This is a genomic window from Wukongibacter baidiensis (assembly GCF_050888315.1).
In the GTDB taxonomy this organism is placed as follows: Bacteria; Bacillota; Clostridia; order Peptostreptococcales; family Caminicellaceae; genus Wukongibacter; species Wukongibacter baidiensis.
Genome location: NZ_CP138202.1, coordinates 3,356,225 through 3,378,591, shown reverse-complemented (window position 1 = coordinate 3,378,591; position 22,367 = coordinate 3,356,225). Strand labels below are relative to the sequence as shown.

Here is a 22,367-nt window from a genome sequence, read left to right as displayed (position 1 = left end):
TAATTATATAGGGTTCCTATAGTAGAACTTAATTTATACGTGTACAAATACTCAGTGTTTCTGGGAGTTTTGGATATGTATAAATTAAAGTCTCTACTTGAATCCCTATAGAGAGTTCCAAGTAAATCTTAATTTATATATATCAAAATATCCGATGCTTCTGGGGATTTCTGATATGTATAAATTAAAGTTTTGACTGGAATTTCTATAGACTACATAGAAGCTATTTACTATGTTCTACTTAGTTACTATCTAAAATACTGACCTCCAATCTGTTGTTTTATGAAGTTACTGCTATATAAAGAGCAATTGCTATGCCAAGAATGAGCTCAATTTTAATCCTTGGGAGTAGTCAAAATCATTTCAGAAATGACTTGCTTTTAGAATAGTGAAAGGGTCTAAAATACTACTTGTGAGGGGTTTTGTAAATGTCTTATAAATCTATTCTTCTATGAATTATACGTAAGTATTACGGGGTTGTCTTTAGAGTGTTAAGTCATTTATGACTTGGCTTGATTTTCTTTAATTTCTTTTATCGATTTGTTATCTCTTAATTCACTGAATCTTAGTTTGATATTAGAAGGGTATATAATTCTTGATAAGGTGGGTTAAGCTAGATATGTTTAACTTAGAATATAAGTCACAATTGACTTGAATAATTCAATTATGACTGAGTTTTGTACTTATGGAGTAGTAGAATAAAAGTCGATAAAAAAAGGAACCTAGGATATCTTATTATAAGATTATCTAAGGTTCAAATGATATATATAAATTGTTTAAAAGGGGCTATTTTGAAGTTAACAAGTTTTGTTAAGCATGTTCATTGATCAGATAATTTATTATTTTAAACTTTTCGGTGTTTTTGATATAAACCTTTGGCAGTCTTCTTCCTATTCCTGCGAGAAGCTCGGACTTACCTATTGAAGCGGAGTCAGCCCTTTCTTCTAGGGTGATTACATCATCGCCATCTCTACCAAGCAGAGTTATGACATCACCAATCTTTATATCAGCTATATCTGTGACATCTACCATCATCTGATCCATGCAGATAAGGCCTATCTGTTTGATCTTCTTTCCTTTGAATAGGAATTCGGCATGATTGGAATTCTTTCTATTTATGCCATCGGTATAGCCTATACAAATACTAGCTATTTTTTGCTTCCTGTCTGTGATATATAACCAGCCATAGCTAACTCCTGTTCCTGAGCCATATTCATTAATATTTGAAATAACGGCTCTTATACTGAGGGCCTGCTTAACAGGTATTGGAGACTTGTCCAAATATCCTAGAAGACAGCAGTGTCCATATAGTATCCCACCAGCCCTGACCATATCAAAGTAATATTCAGGAAGTTCCATCATGGCGGCGCTGTTACAGATATGCTTAACTCTTATATTGATACCATTTTCTTCAAGCTTAGAAAGAATCCATATAAACTTTTCTGCTTGCTTGTGTGTAGGGGTTTTATCCTTAGAGTCTGCCTTAGCAAAGTGTGAAAAGATTCCTTCTACATCTAAGGATAAGTTTACAATAGTTTTGATTTTATCGATTGTTTCTTCTTGAGGAAGAAAACCAAGTCTACTCATTCCAGTATCTATTTTTATGTGGACCCGAGGTAAAACTCCTAGCTCTTTACCCATTAGTTCTATATGCTTTGCCATAGGGATGCTATATATTGTTAAGGTTAAATTATTTTCGAGGGCTTCTCTAACGAAAATTTCAGGAGTATATGATAGAACAAGTATAGATTTTTTTATTCCTGCCTTTCTGAGTTCAATTCCCTCATAAACGGTGGCAACACCAAACTTATCTATACCATTTTCCTCCATAGTTTTAGCAACCTCTACAGCTCCATGACCATATCCATCGGCCTTTACCACAGCCAATATTTCAGTATTTTTTTTATTATTAGAAACAAATTCTTTGATTTGATGTACATTATATGCTATTGCGTCTAAATCAATTTCTGCCCATGCAGGTCCATAAACATTCATTGCAGTACTCCTTTATTTTTTTATAATTTCCGTTATGTATTTCAAAAAAGTCTACTTTGAGAATCTTCATCAAAGACTTTGCTTAATACACGTCTGCAAATACTATACCAAGATTTACAAAGCGTGAATAAAATTATAGGATTCAATGGTTCGAAATAAATGGAGTACAGTGATATAATATTTTTTTAATAAAATTAAAGGTAGAAGTATTAGGTAAGTGGGTATGAATTTTAAAGTAGGATTTGACTTTTGAAATGGCTAGAGAAAAATAAAACAGGTGGTAAAATAGGGTGGATTGAACCCGTTTTACTAACCTGTTTTATCACCTATTCCAAGTTTGCATGATATTTTTCCAAGAATTGGTCACCTTTTTCTGTGATAATATGTCCGATTCTTCCAGTTTTGGCTATTACCATTTCCGTTTCTTTTAAAATTTCTAGAAATTTTCTAAGCTTATTTTCGGACATATAAAGGCCTTTTTCATCTAGAACATTTATAATATGTTTTCTACCAGATGATTTCTTAATAGTGTTCAAAAATTTAATTGCGTCTAGAACGAGTATCAAGGTGTCAATATCGGTCTTTTCATTGATAATTCTTAGGTTTGATTGATAAGAATCCAAAGAATTGTCGGTATTTTGGTTTGGTGAATTTAATAAATAATGGGGAAGGTTATTTATTGTAACTGCACTGTCATCCTCCATTATACCTATATAGGAAGCTATATTCATCAGCTCCCTGATATTGCCGGGCCACGTGTAATCGGTAAGTACCTTCTTACATTCCTTGGTAAAGAAGAGATCTCGATTTGTAAACTTTTTTAACAACAGAAGGACATCTTTTTTTCTTTTTCTTAATGATGGAAGATGGATAGGAAAGACGTTGATCCTATAAAATAAATCCTTTCTAAAGCTACCATTATCAACCATATCCATCAAATTTCTATGGGTAGCTGCAATGACCCTAACATCAATATCTATAATGTTATGAGAGCCGATTGGCATGATTTGTCTTTCTTGTAATACCCTTAGAAGCTTTGTTTGAAGATGTAGAGGCATGTCTCCTATTTCATCCAAGAAGATTGTTCCATTGTTTGCTTGTTCAAAAAGTCCCTTCTTTCCCTCCTTTAAAGCCCCTGTGAATGCACCGCTAGCATATCCAAACAATTCACTTTCCAATAGACTTTCAGGCATGGCTGCACAGTTAAATGCAACGAAGGGCTGTTTTGACCTTTTTGAATCATTGTGTATTGCTTGGGCCAGTACTTCCTTACCAGTACCGCTATCTCCCGTTATTAGAACGGTTAAGTCTGTTTTTGCAATCTTTTTACCCATCTCTATTATTTCTAGCATATTATCTGACTGTGTAATAATATCGTCAAAGGTATATTTGGCCACCTGTCCCTTTTGTCTAAGCTTTTGACTAAGATTTTGCTCTAATTTTTTTATATAAGTGATCTCTTGAAAATTGAAATACATTTTACTTTTTTTATTGAAATGAATGATATCTGTTTTGTGTAAATTAATATGTCTATTTTTATATATAATCAAGTCATCATATTGCTTACAGGAATAATACTTTACAAAATCTATATCCTTAATGACATCATGTATGTACTGTCCTCTAAAGTCATCATGAATGTTAAACATTTCTTTAAAGGTTTTATTATATAAAATGACCTCACCATTTTCACTAGTTAGCAAAATACCATCATTGGACAGGTCTAATAGGCAGTCTAATTCATCTGTTCGAATGACGAGATCCTTGTAGTTTTCTTTTATTCCAATATTTCTACTTATTATTTTTTCAAAATAATTGTATAGATTTTGATGTATGATTTTTTCGTTTATATTCAGTTTGTTAAGTATAAGGAGCATGGTGGAAACGTCTATTACTCTAGTTCCTATGTCAATGACATTCTCAATGTAATTAGGGACTAATTCGCACTCGGAAGGGGTTATGGCAATATTAATATTTCTATAATCTTTACCTTTTTCATAGGGAACTAGATTTAAATGTTTTATTCCAATTTTGTATAGGGTAGTTACTACATCTAATACTGTTTCAATGTCATCGTTTACAAGCAGAACATCTGAATTAGGAGGGATAGAGAACAATTTATATATGTTGCTTTCTAGAAAAGTTCTTTCTGCCACAATAATATTTTGTGGATTTTTTACATGCTTACTAATCTTTATAGCACGATTACTAGCCATAGTAAGTACAATATCTTCTTCAATTCTATCATTTTCACCTATTAAGTCTATGTAATAGTTATTGACCACTAAATAATCTCCAAACACGTCCTTTATGTTCTGTTTAAGTGTACGACCTACTGGTCGTTCTACTGCTTCTTTTAATATCGAGTCTGTAACTATTGCTAAACTTTTCATTTTTCTACTCCTTGATATTTTTGATATAATCATACAGTTTTTTGTATTGCAAGTAAAGGGAAATTAAAAACTATCTATCATGAGATTATAAATTTTCAAACAAGTTGGCACTTATTTTGCATAAAGGACTGATATCCGTAGAAAAAAGGAGGAGGTATATGAAAGGCAAAATCATGAGAGATGATTTTTTAGAAAATCATATTCTTACCAATCTTAAGATGAATGAAGACGAAAAAATAGCAGCCTTTATGGTTAATAAGGCCTGCATTGAAAAAAACGATTACTGTAGAGAATTATGGATTAGCCGCTTTGATAGTCAAAATATGAAAAGATTAAATATAGAAGGTGAAATAAAAGATTTTGTTTGGAATAAACAGTCTTTAACATATCTTGTGAGGGAAAATGGAAGAAGCACTTTCTATGAATATAATCTAGATACGGATGAAGCCACAGAACTATTATCCATCGGTATGGATATCAATCGCTTCTTCCTTATTAAAGATAAGTTGCTTTTTACTAGTACCTTCTCTCTGATATCAAGAACAGAAAATGTACTTGAAGGTAGTGAGTTACCATTTTACTGTGAAGGCAGAGACCTTTTTTCGGACAATAGGGAAAGGCTTTATGAATATGACATGAAAAGTCAGAGAATAGAAGCTGTCACTCAGGAAAACCTTCACATAGATGATATTAGTATTAATAGGGAACAAAGCAAAGTCGTTTTTATTGGCTATGACATAGACGGATATAAGAAAATCAAATCAAGCATATATCTGTTAGATATTGAATCTAAGAAGCACGAGCTAATTTCGAGTGAAAATACTTTAAAGATATCCTATGTAGAAATTTTAGATTCAAATACAGTAATTTTTACAGGAACCGATCTAAAAACCGCCGGTAGAAATGAAAATCAAGAAATTTATCTTATTGATATAGTAAGTAAAAAACAGATCAGACTTACAAGTGGTTTTGATAAAAGTAATGAAGAGAAAGCCGTTGTGACGGATGCTAAATTTTGTAAGTCAAGGGATGTTTGTGTATATAACAATGAATTATACTTTCTCATTATCGAAGAAAAAGGATCTTGTATTTATAAAATAAATAAAGATGGAGTTATAACTAAGCTTTCTAGGGAGTCAGGAACTATAGATTCCTATGCTGTTGGAAATGGTTTCATCCTATTTATTGGCATGAGAGGGGATGGCCTTCAAGAAATCTACTATCTAAAGGACGATAAAGAAACTAAACTTACGGGCTTTAACGATTGGCTTTTAGAAAATCGTATAATTAGTAGCCCTGAATATATGGCTGTGGAGAAGGAAGATGGTACAAAAATAGACGGTTGGATTGTCAAGCCTGTAGATTACCGTAAGGGTGAAAAATACCCAGGAGTTTTAAATATCCATGGTGGCCCTAAGATGATTTTTACTGATATATACGCTCATGAAATACAAATTTTAGCTGCTAAAGGATACTTCGTATTTTTCTGTAATCCCCGTGGAAGTGATGGAAAAGGAAATGAATTTGCTGATATTAGAGGAAACTTCTCATCCTATGCCTACGAGGACCTCATGATATTTACAGACAAAGTACTAGAGAAGTACCAAGAAATAGATGAGAATAATCTAGGCGTTATGGGCGGCTCCTATGGTGGATATATGACTAACTATATCATTGGACAAACAACAAGATTTGGAGCTGCGGTTTCCGAAAGAGGAATTAGCAACTTGATAAGTACTTTTTCTACATCGGATATAGGTTATCAATATACCCCTAACTATATGGAGGATAGCAATCCGTGGAATAATATGAAAACCTTTATAGAAGAATCACCATTAACCTATGCCGATAGGGTAAAGACTCCTACACTCTTTATACATGGTAAGAATGATCATAGGTGTCATTACACAGAATCCTTTCAGATGTATAGTGCCATCAGATACTTTGGGGTGAAAGCAAAGATCTGTATATTTGAGAAAGAAAGTCATTCATTGCCTAGAGCGGGTAAACCAATGAGTAAAATTAAAAGATATGATGAAATAATCAAATGGTTTGATGAGCATCTAAAGAAGGAGCGTTAGAATGGATACGATAGAACTGTTGAAGGATCTTATAAGAATAGACTCTTCTACCATAAGTGGAGCAAATGAAGCAATAGAGCATGCTAAGGACGTCTTAGAGAAAAATGGAGTTGTTGGAAAGATCATAGACAATAAGGGATATAAAAGTTATGTATGTGAAATAGGGAAAGGTGATAAAACTCTTGTACTTAATGGCCATCTAGATGTAGTTCCTGGAAAAAAAGAGTATTTTGAACCCTATGAAAAGGATGGCAAGCTATATGGGCGAGGTAGCGCTGATATGAAGGCAGGATGTGCTGCTATGATGAGTAGTGTTATTAAACTTAGTAAGCAAGATATTCCCTGCAAAGTTATGCTGCAACTGGTTTCTGATGAGGAAGATGGAGGCGCCCATTGCAGTCAATATTTAGTGGAAAATGGGTATGTAGGTGACTTTGTTATCTGTACAGAGCCTACCTTTTTAGGGTTAAGTCTTAAGGCTAAGGGATTCTTAAGAGTAGATATTGCAGTAGATGGAAAATCAGCCCATGGAAGCAGACCCTGGGAAGGAAAAAATGCTATCCTTAAGGCCGTTAAGGAATATGAGAAAGTACTGGAACTACCTTTTATGATGGAAAAGTCTAAATTTTATAATGGATCTTCTGTCAATCTAGCTATTATTGAGGGTGGAGAGGTTTATAACAACGTTCCAGACAAATGTGTAATAGGACTAGATATTCGATTTGTACCGCATCTAGATCCTAATGAAATTATTAGACAGATTAAGGATGCTGTTGATGGTGAGGTTGAGGTGAAATTTATTGGATCAAGTGTTAACACATCCCCTGACCATCCCTATATCAATCAATTGATGGAAATGGTAAAAGAGGTTACAGCTACAGATGAGGTGGAGATATGTGGCCAACATGGATCTTCCGATATAAGATTTTTCTCTAAGTACAATATACCTGCAGTAGAGCTGGGACCATCTGGAGCCTTTTGGCATAGCGATGGAGAATACGTCGACATTCAATCTATGCTCGATCTTCAAAGAATTATAGAGCAATTTATTATGAGTTTTAATTAGTTTGTAAAGGAACATTTTGTTTCCTTTATGATATAGAGATTCATAGCTTTGGGTACCGATAAGTGACTGAAGCTAGTTAAAAAAAAGGAGGAGTATTAATGTTTAAAAGGAAAATGCTATGTCTTGCTGTTGTATTTGCTTTACTAATCACTTCACTAACTGGATGTGGAGGAAAAGAAGAGGGAGCAGGTACAAAGGATGCAGCCAGTGAAAAGCAACAAACATTAACTGTAGCTACTGCATATGATGCAAAAACTTTAGATCCACATGTTACAAACGATATTCCTTCATCTAGTGTAATGATACAGATTTATGAGAACCTACTTACACTTGATGAAAACAATGAGCTAGTAGGACAACTTGCTGAAAAGTGGGAAAGAATTGATGATGTAACTTATAAGTTCTATTTGAAGAAGGGCGTTAAGTTCCATAATGGAGAAGAGCTTAAGGCTAGCGATGTAAAGTTTAGTTTTGAAAGAGCTATAACTAAAGAAGGTAGTGCTGTTACACACGTAGTAAAGGAAATAGATCCAAATGGATTTGAAGTTGTAGATGATCATACAATCATTATTAAACTTAAGAGACCTTTTTCTGTTTTTCTTACGTACTTAACTCATGTAGGTGGAGGAGTTATTCTTAATGAGAAGGCAGTTACAGAAGCCGGTGATGATTATGGAATGAATCCAGTTGGTACAGGCCCATATAAATTTAAGAGCTGGGCAAAGGGAGACAATATTGTATTAGAAAGATTTGATGACCATAGAGAAATAAAGCCTCAATTTAAAGAAATCGTTTTACGTGCTATACCTGAAGCTACTAGTAGAACTATTGAGCTTGAAAGTGGCGGAGTAGATATTTCTTATATGATCGTACCTAACGATGTACCACGTGTAGACGAAAACCCAGATCTGAACCTATTAAGAAGTGTAAACCTAAATACACAATATCTAGGATTTAACTGTGAAAAGGCACCATTTGACAATGTAAAGGTACGTCAAGCTATTAATCTAGCATTAAATGTTGAAGCAATAACAAAATCTGCATTTAGAGGTATCGGTAAAGCTGCTGTTGGACCGATAGGACCAGGAGCAAAATATTTCAATAAAAACTTAACAGTTAAAAAGAAAAATGTTGAAGAGGCTAAAAAATTATTAGCAGAAGCTGGATATGAAAATGGATTTGATACTCAAATCTGGACAAACGATAGAAAAGAAAGAATAGACATGGCAACAATTATCCAAAACCAATTAAAAGAAATAGGTATCAATGCTGAAATCAAGGTTCTTGAATGGAGTGCATACCTAGAAGGGCTTAAGAAGTCTGAACAAGAAATGTTTATAGTAGGATGGACTATGTCTGCTCCAGACCCAGATATGGGACTTTATGCTCTTTTCCATTCATCGCAAAAAGGAAGCAACAACTTTGCATATTATGGCAATGAAGAAATGGATAAGATGCTTGACCAAGGTAGAGTAATGGATGACTCTAAAGAAAGAGAGCAGCTATACTATGACATCCAACAAAAACTATATGATGAAAATCCATGGGTTTTCTTATATAACGGAGAAGAGACTGCTGCAACTAGAAAGGGTATTAAAGGATTTAAGCCAAGCCCAATGGGATACCACATTCTTTACAATACTTATATCGAAGAATAAATAAAAGCTAGATAAGAGCATGAAACACTGTGCTCTTATCCTTGTTATTTCAATTTAGTTCTTATCAAACAGGAGGTGACTTGATGCACAAGTACATTTTAAAAAGAATAGCACTATTGTTACCTGTTATAATCGGCGTAACCTTCGTTGTCTTTACCATGCTTCATTTCACGCCGGGAGATCCAGCTCGAATGGCTCTTGGAGAACAAGCACCACAGGAAGCCGTAGATAAATTAAGAGAAGATATGGGTTTAAATGATCCGTTCTTAGTTCAATTTGGGAGATATGTATACAAAGCAGTTGTTCATCAAGACTTAGGAAGATCTTACATTACTAAAAGATCCGTTGTTGGTGAAATTATGAACGTATTTCCCACAACTTTAAAGTTAGCGGCATTATCGATGGTAGTTGCAATTATAATTGGTATTCCATTTGGAATCATATCCGCCATAAAGCAATATTCAATATTTGATTCAACTGTGATGCTTTTTGCTCTGGTAGGGATATCTATGCCGGTATTCTGGCTGGGAATACTTCTGATTTTATTCTTTTCTGTACGTCTTGGGTGGCTTCCATCCTCAGGATTCTACAGCATAAAACATATGATCCTTCCATCAATTACCCTAGCAGCCCAAGCCGTGGCTATTATTACTAGAATGACACGTTCAAGTATGCTTGAGGTAGTTAGACAGGATTTCGTTAGAACAGCTAGAGCTAAGGGACAAAAAGAAAGCATAGTAATCGGAAAACATGCACTTAGAAATGCACTAATTCCTATTATAACTGTTGCTGGAGTTCAGTTTGGATATCTACTAGGAGGAGCCGTATTAACAGAGGTTATTTTCTCAATACCGGGTGTAGGAAGATTAATGGTAGAGTCTATAAAAATGAGAGACTATCCGATTGTACAGGCTGGCGTATTATACATTGCCTTAGCATGTAGTTTTGTAAACTTGTTAGTCGATTTACTTTATGCATATGTAGATCCTAGAATTAAGGCTCAGTATAAATAGAGAAGGGAGGATTTAGAATGAGTACAAAAACCACAGTAAATGAAACAGTTCCTAAAAAAAGAAAAAGCAACTCTAGTGAAGTTTTTAGAAGACTGAAAAAGAATAAAATGGCCATGTTAGGCTTAGCCATAATAGTAGTGCTTATATTGGTTGCAGCTTTGGCCAGTGTAGTAGCTCCTTATGGATATGACGATCAAAACTTAGAAAAAACTTTTCAACCTCCCTCAAAGGATCACATTTTTGGTACAGACGAATTTGGAAGAGATATCTTTAGTAGAATTGTGTATGGTTCTCAAATTTCGTTAAAGGTAGGATTTATAGCCGTAAGTATTTCTGTTCTAGCAGGAGGATTTCTAGGAGCTATAGCTGGATATTATGGAGGACATATTGATAATATAATTATGCGTGTCATGGATGTCCTTTTATCTATACCGTCTATACTACTAGCTATTTCAATAGCAGCAACCCTAGGACCGGGACTTTTCAACTTAATGATTGCCGTAGGTATTTCATCTATACCTGGATATGCACGTCTGGTTAGGGCATCGGTACTTACTATAAGGGGAATGGAATATATAGAAGCTTCAAAATCTGTAGGTTCAGGAGACTTAAGGATTATTTTTAAACATATCATACCTAACTGTCTCGCTCCACTTATAGTACAGGCTACATTAGGTGTTGCCTTTGCAATACTAACAGCCGCTGGACTAAGCTTTATAGGTTTAGGAATACAGCCGCCTGAACCAGAATGGGGAGCAATGCTTTCCGGTGGTAGAGGATATATTAGAGATAACGCATATATGACATTATTCCCTGGACTAGCTATTATGGTAACGATATTAGCACTTAATTTCCTAGGGGATGGACTAAGAGATGCCCTTGATCCGAAACTTAAAAACTAGTCTATACAGGAGTGTGATGAAATGAAGGAAAATAGACTATTAGATATAAAAAATCTTTCTATAGAATATAGTACAGATAGTGGAGTTGTTCATGCTGTTGAAGGACTAAATCTACATGTCGGTAAGGGTGAGACCCTAGGCTTCGTTGGTGAAACAGGAGCAGGAAAGACTACCACAGCATTAGGAGTTATGAGACTTGTACCTAATCCACCGGGCAAAATTACAAGTGGAGAAATCTATCTAGAAGGAGAAAATTTATTAGAAAAGACAGAGGATGAGATGAGAGATGTTCGTGGTGGGAAGATAGCTATGATTTTCCAAGACCCTATGACTTCTTTAAATCCACTTATGACTGTTGGTGAACAAATTGCTGAAATGATAAGTTTGCACCAAAAAGTTAATAAAAAAGAGGCACTAGAGCTTGCAGGAGAGATGCTTGAAAAAGTAGGTATTCGAAAGGAAAGAGCCATAGATTTTCCCCATCAGTTCAGTGGTGGAATGAAGCAGAGGGTGGTTATTGCAATAGCACTTGCATGTAATCCTAAGCTTATAATAGCCGATGAACCAACGACGGCTCTGGATGTAACTATACAGGCGCAGGTTCTTGAGCTTATGAAGGACTTAAAAAAAGAGTATCAAACATCAATGATTTTAATTACCCATGATTTAGGTGTAGTAGCAGAGATATGTGATAAGGTAGCTATTATGTATGCAGGTAATATTGTTGAGTATGCAAAAATAAGAGATTTATACAATAATCCTAAGCATCCCTATACACTAGGCTTATTTAATTCAATTCCTGACTTAGATGATGAGAGTGAGCAGCTCAACGTAATAAAAGGACTTCCACCAGATCCAACAAATTTGCCAAGTGGATGTACTTTCCATCCTAGATGTGAAAAGGCTTGCGAAAAGTGCACGACTCATAAGCCTGAAATGATAGAAGTAGAACCTGAACATTATGTGGCATGTTTTTTATATGAAGATGGAAAGTAGGTGAAGAAATGAAGATAGGAGAAAAACTAATAGAGGTAAAGGGTCTTAAGAAATACTTTAAGACTAAAAAGGGCCTTTTACATGCTGTTGATGATATAGATTTTTTTATAAATAAAGGTGAAACATTGGGTCTAGTAGGAGAGTCAGGATGTGGGAAATCTACTACTGGAAGACTTATTATAAGGCTGCTTGAAGCAACAGGTGGGGAAGTACTTTATAAAGGGGATAATATTTTAAAGTACAATAAATCTCGAATGAAAGAGTTCAGAAAGAATGCCCAGATTGTATTCCAAGATCCTTATTCATGTTTGAATCCTAGACTGAGTGTATCGGATATTATTGCTGAACCACTCAATGTAAATAAAGTGTATTCAAATAGCGCTGATCTAAATAAACGTATAAATGAATTGATGGAAATAGTGGGTATATCTCAAAGACTTATAAACTCATATCCCCATGAACTAGATGGAGGGAGAAGGCAGAGAGTAGGTATTGCCCGTGCTCTAGCTTTGAATCCAGAATTTATAGTACAGGATGAACCGGTATCGGCTCTAGACGTATGTATACAAGCCCAGGTTTTAAATCTTATGAGAAATCTTCAAAAGGAATTAGGTCTGACATATCTCTTCATAGCCCACAACCTAAGTGTAGTAAAACATGTAAGCGACCGTATAGCCGTTATGTACCTTGGTAAGATTGTAGAACTTACAGATTACAAGACAATATTTATAAATCCTCTACATCCATATTCGCAGGCGCTGCTTTCGGCTATTCCGATACCTAAGGTGGACATAGAAAGGGATAGGATTATTCTAGAAGGCGATGTACCGAGTCCAGTAAATCCGCCTCCTGGATGTAGATTTAGTGGAAGATGTAGATATTGTAAAGATATCTGCCTAAGAGAAACTCCAAGCCTAAATGAAATCGAGCCGGGCCATTATGTTGCCTGTCATTTTGCAAATAATTTAAGTTAAAAATATTGAAATAAAAAAAGAACTCTAGATATCTTATCTTTAAGATTGTCTAGGGTTCTATTATAGAGATTTCAGTGAAAACTTTAATTTATACATGTCAAAGATCCCTAGAAGTATTGGATACTTTCATATGTATAAATTAAGTTTCACTAAGAACTCCATATATATAAAAAATAGTTTAAAGGGGCTAGTTTAATTCGAAATTAAGATATATATAGTGAATTCTTAGAATTAAAATCCCAAACTAACTATTCCTTAAACAAGTGACATGCTACAAAGTGATTAGGAGAAACCTCTTCAAGACATGGTTCATCCTTTCTACAGATGTCTTCTGTAAAATTACAGCGATTAGCAAATCGACAATTAGCTTCAGGATTAATAGGAGATGTAATTTCTCCCTTAAGAATAATTTTTTCCACCTTCTTATCGATTGTTGGTATAGGAATCGCAGAAAGTAACGCCTTTGTATATGGATGTATTGGATTATCAAAAAGTTCTTCTGCTGGTGCTTTTTCAATGATTTTTCCGAGGTACATAACGGCTATATCGTCGGAAAAATGATTAACTACAGACAAATCATGGGTGATGAATATATAAGTTAAGCCTAGCTTTTTCTGAAGCTCATTCATTAGATTTAAAATCTGAGCTTGGATAGAAACGTCTAAGGCAGATACAGGCTCATCGCAAACGATGAACTTAGTGTTTAATGCCAAAGCTCTTGCAATTCCAATCCTTTGTCTTCTACCACCATCCAATTCATGGGGGTAGGTGTTGATTAATCTTTCTGATAAGCCAACAAGCTCCATCAATTCCAATACTCTTTCAAATCGCTTATTTTTATCCTTAATCAACTTATTAAGTCTAATGGGTTCTTCAATAATTTCACTTACTGTCATTCTTGGATCTAGTGAAGAAAATGGATCTTGAAATATAATCTGCATTTCTTTTCTCAAATTACGCATTTCATTTGCGTTTAAGTCCCTAATATTTTGCCCCTTATAAAGGATCTCGCCATCGGTTGCCTCCAGCAGTCTAAGAATAACTCGACCAGTCGTAGATTTGCCACATCCTGATTCTCCAACAAGGCCAAGAGTTTTACCTTCTTCAATGGAAAAATTTACATTATCCACAGCATGAAGCTTACCTTTAGGGGTATTAAAATATTTCTTTAAATTCCTTACTTCTAATAATTTTTCTGCCACTGTGATCTCCTTTCTTGCTTGTTATGCAATTGTACGATTTTATCTATTGATTACTGCTACTTAGTCTGAAATCTGGATTCTCAGCATAAAGATGACATTCAACAAAATGAGAATCCGATATTTTGATTTTTTCAGGCTTTTGAGTCTCACAGATTTTCAGTGCATAATTACAACGATTACAGAATGAACATCCCTCTGGTAAATTATAAGGATCTGACATCAAGCCTTTAATAGGAATAAGCTCTGCCTTTCGGTTATCAATATTTGGTATTGAATTAAAGAGCCCTTCTGTATAGGGATGCTTTGTATTTTTGAAAATATCTCTTAATGATCCTTGTTCCACAATTTTTCCAGCGTACATAATAGCTACATCATCACAAACCTCTGCTACTACTCCTAGGTCATGGGTAATCATAAGCATAGACATTTGAAACTTTTCTTTTAATTGCTTCATAAGCTCTAAAACCTGAGCCTGAATAGTTACGTCCAATGCGGTGGTAGGTTCATCGGCAATTAGAAGATTTGGACTACAGGATAGAGCAATAGCAATAATTACTCTTTGCTTCATTCCACCGGAAAATTGATGAGGATACTCTTCTGATCTAGAGCCTGGAATCCCTACAAGCTCGAGCATCTCTTTTGCTTTTTTCTTAGCCTCTTCCTGAGAAACATTTTGATGAATGTTAATAGCTTCAGCGATCTGATCGCCAACTTTAATTACAGGATTGAGTGCCGTCATAGGATCTTGAAAAATCATTGACACGGCTTCTCCACGGATTTCTTCCATTTCCTTTTCAGCCAAGTCCATAATATTTGAACCATTTAGTTTAACTGAACCTGATACAATTTTTCCTGGGGGATTAGGTATCAGTCTTAAAATAGATAAAGCTGTTGTAGTTTTACCTGCACCTGTTTCCCCAACTAAACCTAAAGTTTTACCCTTTTCAATTGATAGATCTATTCCATTAACGGCTTCAACTGTTCCATCATCTGTAACATATTGAACACGTAAGTTTTCGATTTCTAAAGTTTTAGTACTCAAAACGACACCTCTCTTATTTCAGTTTTGGATCTAGGGCATCTCTTAAACCATCGCCAATAAGGTTTAATGATAGTACTGCTAATACAATTGCAAGCCCTGGAAACAATACGATATACATATTATCACGGATATATGCACGACCACCTGCTAACATACTTCCCCACTCAGGTGTTGGTGGCTGTACCCCAAGACCGATAAAGCTCAGTGATGCTGTAGCCATAATGGCAGTTGCAACCTTTAAAGTAGAGTATACGATTATTGGAGCCATTGAATTCGGCAGCACGTGGGTTAGGATGATTATATGATCCTTGGCTCCGATGGCCTTAGCTGCCTCGATAAATTCTTGATCTTTAACCTTTAGAACAGACGCTCTAACAACACGGGCAAAGCCGGGAATATTTGAAACCCCAACTGCTATCATCAAGTTCATAATGCTAGCGCCTAGTGAAGCAACAATGGTTATGGCAAGTAATATGGTTGGAATAGCCAATAAAATATCCAACACCCTCATAATCATGTTATCTATTTTTCCGCCATAATACCCTGCGATAGCTCCTAGAGTTCCGCCTATAGTCAAGGCGATACCCACTGATATTACTCCAACAAAAAGAGAAATTCTTGAGCCATAAACAATTCTTAAGAAAATGTCACGACCAAACTCGTCTGTGCCAAACCAATGCTCTTTGCTTGGTCCTTGTAGGCGATTAACCACATCCATTTTTACGGTTTGTTTTTTGTAATGATTATCGCTAGTAAAATCAATAATATAAGTTGATATTGCCATTAATAGGAATATTAAGATTAAAATAAGTCCTATTACAGCAGTGCTACTTTTCCTTAATCTTCTCCAAACGTCTGCCGACTGACTACGCTTTTTTATTTTCTCTCTTATATCGGCCTTTGGAATTTCTGTTTTTGTACTCATACTTCACAACCTTTCTAACTGTAATTGGCCTTAATTCTTGGGTCGATATAGGCATATAGAATATCAATGATTAGATTAACAATACTAAAGGATAAAGCAAATACGATAACACATCCAAGAATCATCGGAGTATCTTTACTTTGAATAGATTGCACCATTAATCGTCCAATTCCAGGCCATGAAAAGACTGTCTCAGTTAGTACAGCACCACCAAGTAATACACCAAATTCAAGCCCGATAACTGTAACAGCAGGAATCAAAGCGTTTTTCAAAGCATGCTTTCTCGTTACAACTTGACGCTTAACTCCCTTTGCTCTAGCTGTCTGGATGTAATCTTGTCTGATAACTTCAAGCATTGAAGATCGAGTCGTTCTTGTTATACTTGCTGTCGAAGCAATTGCCAATGTAAATGCCGGTAAAATCAAACTCTTTAAACCTTCCATTCCTCCCGATGGGAACAGGCCAAGATTTAATGAGAAAAAGATAATCAAGATAAGACCCGTCCAGAATGAAGGCATAGAAATACCAATTAGGGCTAAAACCATACCGACATTATCAAAAATTGAATATTGCCTGGTAGCAGAAATTACTCCAATAGGAATAGATATAATTACAGATAAAATTATTGCTGAAATTGTTAATTTAAATGTGTTAGGAAATCTGGCACCGATTTCGGTGGACACTGACTTTCCAGTAGCGTAGGATGTTCCCATATCTCCGCTGAGTAGTTTTTTTACATAATTTGCATATTGAACTATAACTGGGTCATTGAGGCCCATTTTTTCCCTTAGTTCTAGAATTGCTTCTTGAGTTGCTCCGTTACCTAAAATCATCGATGCTGCATCCCCAGGCGTTAAACTGATAATAAAGAAAACTAAGAATGTAACACCAATCATAACGGGTATCATGAATAACAGTCGTTTTAGAATGTACTTTGACATAATGCCCCCCTATATTTCTTAAAGTAGTACTAATGTTTCATTATTATTGGGGCTACCTCATAAGACAATCTTATGAGGTAGCCCTGGGGTGTTTCAGAATGAATGAAGTTCAAGGTTTTGAAATTTCAGCGATTTGGCTAGTACTAATGTACGTGTCAAGTCGATGGAATTTTAAATAACGCAGAAATTCGTCATTCTGAGACATCCCATTGATAACTGGATTTTAGTAATGTATCTTTTCAATATTCCATAGACCTTGAGGACTTAATTCTACGCCTTTTAAGCCTGCATTTGCACCAACTACATTGTTCTTAGTGAATAATGGTACAAATGGCGCTTGCTCCATTATGTGTTTATGAAGCTCATTGTATATTTCAGTACGCTTACCTAAGTCTAACTCTTCTCTACCAGAAACTATTAACTCATCAACTTTTGAATCATTGATTCTTGTCATATTCATAGCACCTATGTTGCTTGAATGGAATAATGGTGTTAAAGTTGAGTCAGGATCAGGATTAGAAGTCCATCCTAATACAAATGTTTCTTCTTCACCCTTCATTAATACATCTATGTAAGTACCCCATTCGTACATTTCGATTGTTGCTGTTACACCAATTTCTGCTAAGTTTGCTTGAATTATTTCTGCCATTCTTTTTCTCTGATCTCCTGATGCCCAAATACTTGTTTTAAATCCATCTGGATAACCTGCCTCAGCTAATAATTCTTTTGCTTTTTCAGGATTATAAGAATAATCAGATGGCATATAACCTAACATTGAAGGAGCTAAAACAGATTTAGTTTCTACACCAGCACCATTAATAGCTACTAACATAACTGCTTGCTTGTCAATTGCATAATTTAGAGCCTGTCTAACAAGTTTATTGTCAAATGGAGCTTTTTGATTGTTAACAGCAAAGTAATCTATTCTTGTTGAAGCCTTTGAATAAAGCTTTAAATCTGCATTTGATTCTATCTTGTTAATATCTATAGTTTCAAGTTCATCTACGATATCAACTTCACCAGTTTCAAGGGCAATGGTTCTACTAGTACCCTCTGGAATAACTCTAAATGTGATAGTTTCCATTTGTCCCATGTTGTTTTCATCAAAATAATTTTCATTTTTCTTTAATATAACTTTGTCACCAGAAGCCCACTCAACAAATGTATAAGGACCTGAACCTATTGGGTTTTGGAAATTATCTTCAGATTCTACATAAGCTTTAGGTAAAATTGATGCACCGGCATGAACTAGTGTGTATAAGAATGGTGCAAAAGCCACCTTTGTTGTGATTTTTACAGTGTAATTATCAACAACTTCAATTGATTCTACTTCACTTAAAACGTGCTGTACCTTAGGCTGCTCTAAAGATCTTTCTAAACTGAATTTAACATCTTCAGCCTTCATTTCAGTACCATCGTGGAACTTTACGCCCTCTTTGATTTTGATAACCCATTCAGTATCTGATGGTTGACTCCATTCTTCTGCTAAGTCAGGAACAACCTTAAAATCAGTGTTCAATCTAAAAAGACGATTAAATAATAAGAATGATACTCTTTCTGATTTTGTATCATTATGACCTTGAGGGTCTAAAGATGCAATATCTGCACTTAAGGCGATTGTTAAATCTTTTTTAGCAACAGCTGTTTCCTCGGATTTTTTTTCTGATGATTCTTGTGATGCAGATGAATCAGAAGATGCTTTTGCTTCTTCCGTTGCTGGTTTGCTTGAACATCCTGTCATAGCACCAACAAGTAACACTCCTATCATTAATAGTGCTAATGCTCTTTTTAACATACGTATCTCCCCTTTTATTTTTTATTTATATCTATTATAGATATGTGATTGAGAGGATTAAAAAACAAAAGTAGATTTTGAGATCTTCCTTCTTGATGATATGTATAAGCTCAAATTGCCCTATTGGATATCAAACTTAAATCTATCCTGTGGGAAGTAAGAATTCTCACAATTTACCCTAGTATATTAAGCTCTACAAACACATGTCTATACAAATAACAACCCTTAAAAATATTTGAAAATTCCTTATCTATAGAAACTTTTGTAGCAATTAGAACTGCTTAGCAAATGATATTAATATATTTTCTAGATCTACCATGGAGGACATAGAGACATACTCTTGGTCTCCATGCCATGCCCCGCCGATAGGTCCAAACTCGACTGCTGGTATCCCTTTACCGGAGAAGAACCTAGCATCGGATGAACCATGCTGTGCAGAGATTTCTACCTCTTCTAAATCTGCAACGTCCTTAGCCACTTGAATTAGCTTTTGCACATAATCACTATCCATAGATACATTAATACTTGGCTCAATTGTCTTTACAACAACTTCCCCATCTACAACATTCTTGATTTCTTCTACAATTTGATTTGGGTCTATATGAGGTACATATCTTATATCAAGTCCCATAACGCTATGATCTGGAACCCTGTTATAGATATCTCCGCCTTTAATTAAAGCTAGGTTTACAGAGGTTTTTTCATAGAACTGAGACCCGATACTTAGTATAGGTAGATTCTCAATTTTTTCGAAGTTTCTAATAGCCTTTAAAATTGCGTTTTCTCCTTCCCAAGGCCTACTGCCATGGGCAGAAAAACCATTGGTTAAAATATCTAATCGCATAATTCCCTTTGCTTGTATAGATACTGTCAAATTTGTAGGTTCTGTACATATGACAAAATCTCCCGTATATCCTTGGTCAACTAGGTACCTAGTACAATGGAATCCTCCGATTTCTTCATCTGTTACCAGCTGTAACATAACCTTACAGCCTAGAGGTTCATCCTTTAATCCAATCAGAGACTGGATAATTGCAACAACCCCGCTTTTCATATCTGCGCTGCCTCTACCGTAGAGTTTATCTCCTTCGATATAAGGTTCAAATTGATTAGGTTTACCAGAGACAACATCTAGATGACCATTGAAAATCAAGGTTTTAGGGCCTTGGCCGATCACAGCAACATAACTTTTATATCCCTCGTACTCAAGTATTTCACCTTCAATGCCATGATCACTTAAATAACTAGCACAATATTCTATTGATTCATTGGCTTTTTCGATTGTTGAAGAATCGATTTTTAATAGTTCTTTTAATAGGTTAATTGAGTCCATCACTTTGCTCCTCTTTTAAAAATCTATCAAACCATTCTAATAATTCGGTATATCTGCTTAATCTGTTGCTTGGCTTACCTGTAACTACAAATCCATGGGCTTCCTTCTCATAGAGCATGATTTTAGCTTGGATACCATGGTATAATAAAGCATTGTACATATTCCAAGATTCAGTATAATGACATCTCACATCATTTAATCCGTGACAGAATAGGGTTGGTGTCTTAACCTTATGGGCATTGGTTAAGGGAGACGCCTCGAGATATAGATTCTGATTTGTCCATGGGGTATCATGATTTCCCATATATTCAAATGCATATTCAAAACCTATATCAGAAGATAAGAAAGCGGTCATCATATGACTGATACCTCGTTCAGATACAGCTGCCTTAAACCTATTTGTTTCTGTTATGATATAGTTTGTCATATAGCCACCATATGACCCACCGGTAACACCAAGTCTTTCCGAATCAATTGCCGGATATTTTTCTAAAACTCGATCTACAAAGTCCATTAAGTCCTTAAAGGCATAATCCCCAAATGTCCCTCGGATATTTGAAAAATCATTGCCTCGTCCATCGCTTCCCCGTGGATTACAATAGAAGACATAGTATCCATTTGATGCTAAAAGCTGCATATCATGAGCAAAAGCATCTGTATAAATGGATTTAGGACCACCATGTATCATTAGAATCCCTGGATATTTCTTTCCAGCTTCATAATCTAGAGGTGGTATGACCCACCCATCAATAGATCCGTCTATATATATAGGTTTAGAGGTCTCGTGGTCCATGAGCCAATCATTAAATGAGGAAATTTTACTTAATCTTGCATCATTATAGAAATAAAGCTCATGAAGATTTAGTCCATTTAGACCTATAAACAAGATGCCCTTTTCAATAGGGACAAAGCTATCGATGGTTTTTAGATTATAATCAAATAAAAGTTGATTGCCCTTTACATCGATTCCCCTTAAGGATTCTTTGAAGCGATCCACAGTTACATCGTAGAATACACCATCTCTAACATATACCGGTGATGAGGTAGAATAACGACTGTCTGTCATGACCCCTAATCCATCATTGCTCAAATCCTTATATTTAGTTAATAAATGAAAGGTTTTAGAAGCTCTGTTAATAACGTAATGGTCTTGATTATCATTGCGACTATTTGTCCTCAAATCTACACCCATGAATATCATATGGTCCTTTGAGATACTTCCAACATAACTAATTCGATAATGGCCGTTGGTCCATTTAATTGTACTTTGGCTATTAATCTCATAGGTATAAACATCGCAGGTTAGAGGCTGTATTTTCTGAACCTCAAAGGCTGAATATATAATTCGCTTATTATCTAGATCGAAGTGAACCTGACCTATATCTAAATTTAGATCACTAAGTAAAACAAGTTGACCATTTTCTAAATCTACTTTAAAAAGATAAGTAGCCCTACTAGAAACCTTATTTCTATATTTAGGTGTTTTAGCGTTATCTTTTCCGTCTATATATAAATCTCGTGGAAAATTAGATAACTCAGAAGTAAAATATAATGATTCATCTATGATGTATAAATCCTTGACTTCAAATGGTATAGTAGTTATCAATTTAGCACTATTATTTTCTAAGTCATATTCATAGAGACACGTTTTCCCAGTATTTACTTTTTTAAAAAGAACCATTTCGTGACAAATGAAAAAATCATCGGGAATCCAGTCAAAATCTATTGATTTAATTTTGAAGGTATTTAAATCAACTTTGTAGAGTTTTTTTTCATAATCATCGTTTTCTATATTTGGTTTGTTAGAAAAAAATAATCCGTAGGTTTCTTCGCTGTTTACTTTTAAATTTGTCAGAACAAGATTACTAAGAAAAGCTTTAATCTCGATTCTTTTCTTCATGGCATCACCTCGGATAATTATAAAGTGCAAGAAGTATGCCAAAAAATAAATCAATTGATACTATTTGAAATGTTTTATATTTTGAAAAAAAATAAATTGATGTAAAATTAAAACAATAGGATGGCTGACAGGTAATTTGAGATGAATTCTC

General features: G+C 35.0%; 16 protein-coding genes. 7 read left to right on the top strand and 9 right to left on the bottom strand.

Annotation, left to right across the window (positions count from 1 at the left end; genetic code table 11):
• Nucleotides 1-810: 810 nt before the first annotated feature.
• Nucleotides 811-1,995 (bottom strand): alanine racemase, encoded by a 1,185-nt coding sequence (alr, locus tag R9X47_RS15205; protein WP_432661904.1) that lies wholly within the window; start codon nt 1,993-1,995, stop codon nt 811-813.
• A gap of 326 nt (nt 1,996-2,321) precedes the next feature.
• A complete protein-coding gene (locus R9X47_RS15200; RefSeq protein WP_432661903.1) occupies nt 2,322-4,388 on the bottom strand; it encodes a sigma-54 interaction domain-containing protein in 2,067 nt (688 codons plus the stop codon).
• A 158-nt stretch (nt 4,389-4,546) separates the two neighbouring features.
• Between R9X47_RS15200 and R9X47_RS15195 the strand changes: the two genes are divergently transcribed.
• From R9X47_RS15195 to R9X47_RS15165, 7 genes are all read left to right on the top strand, one after another.
• Entirely contained in the window at nt 4,547-6,469 is a 1,923-nt protein-coding gene (locus R9X47_RS15195; RefSeq protein ID WP_432661902.1) for an alpha/beta hydrolase family protein, read from the top strand.
• A 1-nt stretch (nt 6,470) separates the two neighbouring features.
• Complete coding sequence (locus tag R9X47_RS15190; RefSeq protein WP_432661901.1) at nt 6,471-7,535, top strand: M20 family metallopeptidase; 1,065 nt, start codon at nt 6,471-6,473, stop codon at nt 7,533-7,535.
• Nucleotides 7,536-7,633: 98 nt separating this feature from the next.
• The gene (locus tag R9X47_RS15185) at nt 7,634-9,193 is read left to right on the top strand and encodes an ABC transporter substrate-binding protein (RefSeq protein WP_432661900.1); all 1,560 of its coding nucleotides are present in this window, start codon (nt 7,634-7,636) and stop codon (nt 9,191-9,193) included.
• Nucleotides 9,194-9,276: 83 nt separating this feature from the next.
• Nucleotides 9,277-10,206, top strand: a complete 930-nt coding sequence (gene nikB, locus R9X47_RS15180; RefSeq protein WP_432661899.1) for a nickel ABC transporter permease — start codon at nt 9,277-9,279, stop codon at nt 10,204-10,206.
• Between the two features lie 17 nt (nt 10,207-10,223).
• The gene (locus tag R9X47_RS15175) at nt 10,224-11,108 is read left to right on the top strand and encodes an ABC transporter permease (protein ID WP_432661898.1); all 885 of its coding nucleotides are present in this window, start codon (nt 10,224-10,226) and stop codon (nt 11,106-11,108) included.
• Nucleotides 11,109-11,129: 21 nt separating this feature from the next.
• The gene (locus R9X47_RS15170) at nt 11,130-12,104 is read left to right on the top strand and encodes an ABC transporter ATP-binding protein (RefSeq protein WP_432661897.1); all 975 of its coding nucleotides are present in this window, start codon (nt 11,130-11,132) and stop codon (nt 12,102-12,104) included.
• Nucleotides 12,105-12,112: 8 nt separating this feature from the next.
• Nucleotides 12,113-13,078 carry an ABC transporter ATP-binding protein gene (locus R9X47_RS15165; protein ID WP_432661896.1) on the top strand — a complete coding sequence of 322 codons (966 nt, stop codon included), beginning with the start codon at nt 12,113-12,115 and terminating at the stop codon, nt 13,076-13,078.
• Between the two features lie 248 nt (nt 13,079-13,326).
• On the opposite strand, the gene R9X47_RS15160 is transcribed toward R9X47_RS15165, so the two are convergent.
• The 7 genes from R9X47_RS15160 to R9X47_RS15130 form a co-directional block, all read right to left on the bottom strand.
• Nucleotides 13,327-14,280, bottom strand: a complete 954-nt coding sequence (locus R9X47_RS15160; RefSeq protein WP_432661895.1) for an ABC transporter ATP-binding protein — start codon at nt 14,278-14,280, stop codon at nt 13,327-13,329.
• Nucleotides 14,281-14,323: 43 nt separating this feature from the next.
• Nucleotides 14,324-15,322 carry an ABC transporter ATP-binding protein gene (locus tag R9X47_RS15155; RefSeq protein WP_432661894.1) on the bottom strand — a complete coding sequence of 333 codons (999 nt, stop codon included), beginning with the start codon at nt 15,320-15,322 and terminating at the stop codon, nt 14,324-14,326.
• 13 nt (nt 15,323-15,335) lie between these two features.
• Nucleotides 15,336-16,247 (bottom strand): ABC transporter permease, encoded by a 912-nt coding sequence (locus R9X47_RS15150; protein WP_432661893.1) that lies wholly within the window; start codon nt 16,245-16,247, stop codon nt 15,336-15,338.
• Nucleotides 16,248-16,261: 14 nt separating this feature from the next.
• Nucleotides 16,262-17,188 (bottom strand): ABC transporter permease, encoded by a 927-nt coding sequence (locus R9X47_RS15145; RefSeq protein ID WP_432661892.1) that lies wholly within the window; start codon nt 17,186-17,188, stop codon nt 16,262-16,264.
• Nucleotides 17,189-17,411: 223 nt separating this feature from the next.
• Entirely contained in the window at nt 17,412-18,983 is a 1,572-nt protein-coding gene (locus R9X47_RS15140; RefSeq protein WP_432661891.1) for an ABC transporter substrate-binding protein, read from the bottom strand.
• Nucleotides 18,984-19,254: 271 nt separating this feature from the next.
• Complete coding sequence (locus R9X47_RS15135) at nt 19,255-20,316, bottom strand: M20 family metallopeptidase (RefSeq protein ID WP_432661890.1); 1,062 nt, start codon at nt 20,314-20,316, stop codon at nt 19,255-19,257.
• Nucleotides 20,303-22,216: an alpha/beta hydrolase family protein gene (locus R9X47_RS15130; protein WP_432661889.1), complete on the bottom strand. Its 1,914-nt coding sequence runs from the start codon at nt 22,214-22,216 to the stop codon at nt 20,303-20,305. Before R9X47_RS15130 ends, R9X47_RS15135 begins: the two co-directional genes overlap by 14 nt.
• Nucleotides 22,217-22,367: the final 151 nt, after the last annotated feature.